The following is a 2,631-nucleotide window of genomic DNA, read 5'->3' as shown; positions in this document are numbered from 1 at the left end:
CGCGCGCCCGGCGGTGTTGCCGAGCGTGTACGCGAGGAACACGCCGCCCACGGCCCCGAGGAAGGCCGCGACCGGGATGCTCCCGGCCGACACCGGCAGCAGCACGATGGCCACGGTCGTCGCCAGGCCCGCCCCGGCCGCGGCGCCCAGCAGGTACGGGTCGGCCAGCGGGTTCCTGAACACGCCCTGGTACCCCGCCCCCGCCATGGCCAGCAGCCCCCCGACCACGGCGGCCACCAGCACCCGGGGCAGCCGCAGCTCGAACAGGAGCCCCTGCTCGACCGGCGCGAGCCCGGAGTCGACGTGCACGAACGGCAGCCAGTCCAGCGCCTGGAGCACCACCTGCCAGGGCGAGATGTCGGCGGCCCCGTCGAGCAGCCCGGCGATCATGCAGACGGCCAGCACGCCCAGGGCGCACGCCACCCAGAGGGGTCTGGCCCTGGACGGGCCGGCCTGCCGTGTCATGGTCAGCTCTTGGCCCCGGTCTTGGGCACGGCCTTGGTCACCGCTGCGCCGATGGACTCGGCGAGCTGGACGACACGCGGCCCCCAGCGGGAGGCGAGGTCGTCATCGAGCTGGATCACCTGGTCGTTCTTGATCGCGGACAGGCCCTTCCAGCCGGGCCGCTTGGCCAGGGTGTCCTTGCTCTGCCCGCAGCACTTGACGTCGCCCAGGAAGATCAGGTCGGGGTCGGCCTGGGCCACGAACTCGGCCGACAGCTTGGGATAGCCGCCCGCCTGGTCGGGGGCCTTGTCGGCGATGTTCGTGAGACCGAACATCGCGTAGACCTGCCCGATGAACGTCTGGGACGTCGCCGCGTACGGCGTCTGGTCGAGCTCGTGGTAGAAGGTGAGCTTCTTGTCCTTGGGCGCCTCGGCGGCCAGCTTCTCCATGGCCGTCTTCATGCCGGAGACGACCTCGTCTGCCTTGGCCTTGTTGCCGGTGGCCGCGCCGATCTCGGCGATCTCGTCGTACGCCTCGTCCAGCTTGGCGGCGGCGGGCTCGAGCAGGACGGGCACGTTCACCTTGCCCAGCTCGGCGACGATCTGGTCGATGTCGTTGGAGACGATGACCAGGTCGGGCTTCTTGGCGACGATGGCCTCGACGTTCGGCTTGAAGCCGGACAGGTCGGTCTTGGGGGCCTCGGGCGGGTAGTTCGACTGGTCGTCCACGGCGACGACCTGGGAGCCGGCGCCGATCGCGAAGAGCGTCTCGGTGTGGGTGGCCGAGAGGGAGACGATCCGTTCGGGCTTCTTGGCGAGGGTGACCTTGCCGTTGCCCGCCTCGATCGTGACGGGGAACTCCGCCGAGGAAGCGGTGGCGGGGGCAGTGGCCGTGGGGGCGGCGGAGGGAGTGGGGGCGGTCTGGCCACATCCGGCCAGAACCAGCGTTCCCAGCAGCGCGCCCGCGAAGGCCGTGCGTACGGGCCTCACGAGTAGTCCTTTCACACTGTTCGGAACCGAGAGACCCGCGTTTGAGCGACGGATCACCCTTTTCCACGAGGGTTGATGACGTCAGCGCAGAGGCAGGCGACCTGGCTATGACAGTTGCGGGACAGCGCCGGATTCACACCGGACTTCGCTGCAACACTGCGCGTCGGACAAACGCTATCAATCCTCCAGATGCGCGCGGCGTCAAGGGGCGAGTTGGGCCTCCGTCTCGGCGATGATCTCCTGGAGCCTCAGCCCGTGGGCGGCGTCGAGGGGATGGCCGCCGCCGTTCCGCACGGTCTCGGCGAACTCCGCGACCAGGGTGACCATGGGGTCGTCGTCGAAGGGCTGGAGCACGGCGCTGCCGGTGCGGCCGTAGACGGCGAACGTGGACGGCGGCAGGTCTCCGGCGGCGGCCATGCACAGTGACGCCTCGCTGACGGCGCCGCCCTCGTGCTCCAGCAGCAGCCCGGTCCAGCCGAGCGGGTCGCCGTGCGCGCGCACCCCGGTCACCGGGCCCAGGGCGGCGTCGAGCAGGTCGATCACGTGCGGGCCGACGTCGAGCAGCGCGCCCTTCTTGAGCCGCCACGGGGTGGCGAAGGGGTGGTCGCCGAGGAGGACCCCGGAGATGTTCGTGGCATGGCCGCCGAACGCCTGGATCTCCCGGCACCGGTCCAGGAACGCGCGGGTCTGGGCGGCGTACCGCATGGTGAGGACCATCTGGGAGGCCACGCCCGCCTCAGCGACGGCCTCGGCCAGGCGTCGCGCGCCGTCCAGCGTGTCCGCGAGGGGCTTCTCGAGCAGCAGCGCCTTGCCCGCGCGGGCGGCGCGGACGCCGAGCTCGGCCTGTACGGCGGGCGGCACGCAGAACGCCACGGCCTCGCAGGCGTCGAACAGCTCCTCGATCCGCTCGAACACCGGCGCCCCGAGCCGGGCGGCGGCCTCGGGGCGGCGGGCCCACACGCCTGCCAGCCGCGTGTGCGGCCCCCTGGACAACATCGGCCCGTGCGCCATCTCGGCCCACGGCCCCGCTCCGACCAGCCCCACCGCCACCGGCTCCATGAAAACCTCCCCGACATACCGCCCTTATTGGGAGGATCTTCCCACATTGCGAAACCAGGCCTGGCTGGCGTACAACGCGAAACTCGCGCAGAACTGCCGCGAGCGCACCGGCCCGGCGATCGGCCCGGCACGATGGGCG

Annotated in this window: 3 protein-coding genes; all 3 read right to left on the bottom strand. The window is 71.4% G+C overall.

Annotation, left to right across the window (positions count from 1 at the left end):
* The coding region (locus tag AB0J09_RS61960) for an iron chelate uptake ABC transporter family permease subunit (protein ID WP_360713487.1) at positions 1-465 on the bottom strand (465 nt) is incomplete at its 3' end.
* Between the two features lie 2 nt (positions 466-467).
* On the bottom strand, positions 468-1,433 hold the full coding sequence (locus AB0J09_RS61955; RefSeq protein WP_360713485.1) for an ABC transporter substrate-binding protein: 966 nt from the start codon (positions 1,431-1,433) through the stop codon (positions 468-470).
* A gap of 201 nt (positions 1,434-1,634) precedes the next feature.
* Positions 1,635-2,492 carry a Gfo/Idh/MocA family oxidoreductase gene (locus tag AB0J09_RS61950; RefSeq protein ID WP_360713483.1) on the bottom strand — a complete coding sequence of 286 codons (858 nt, stop codon included), beginning with the start codon at positions 2,490-2,492 and terminating at the stop codon, positions 1,635-1,637.
* Positions 2,493-2,631: the final 139 nt, after the last annotated feature.

Source organism: Nonomuraea sp. NPDC049784 (assembly GCF_040659615.1).
Taxonomy (GTDB): domain Bacteria; phylum Actinomycetota; class Actinomycetes; order Streptosporangiales; family Streptosporangiaceae; genus Nonomuraea.
The sequence above is the reverse complement of the archived record's forward strand: the minus strand, read 5'-3'. Positions and strand labels throughout refer to the sequence as shown.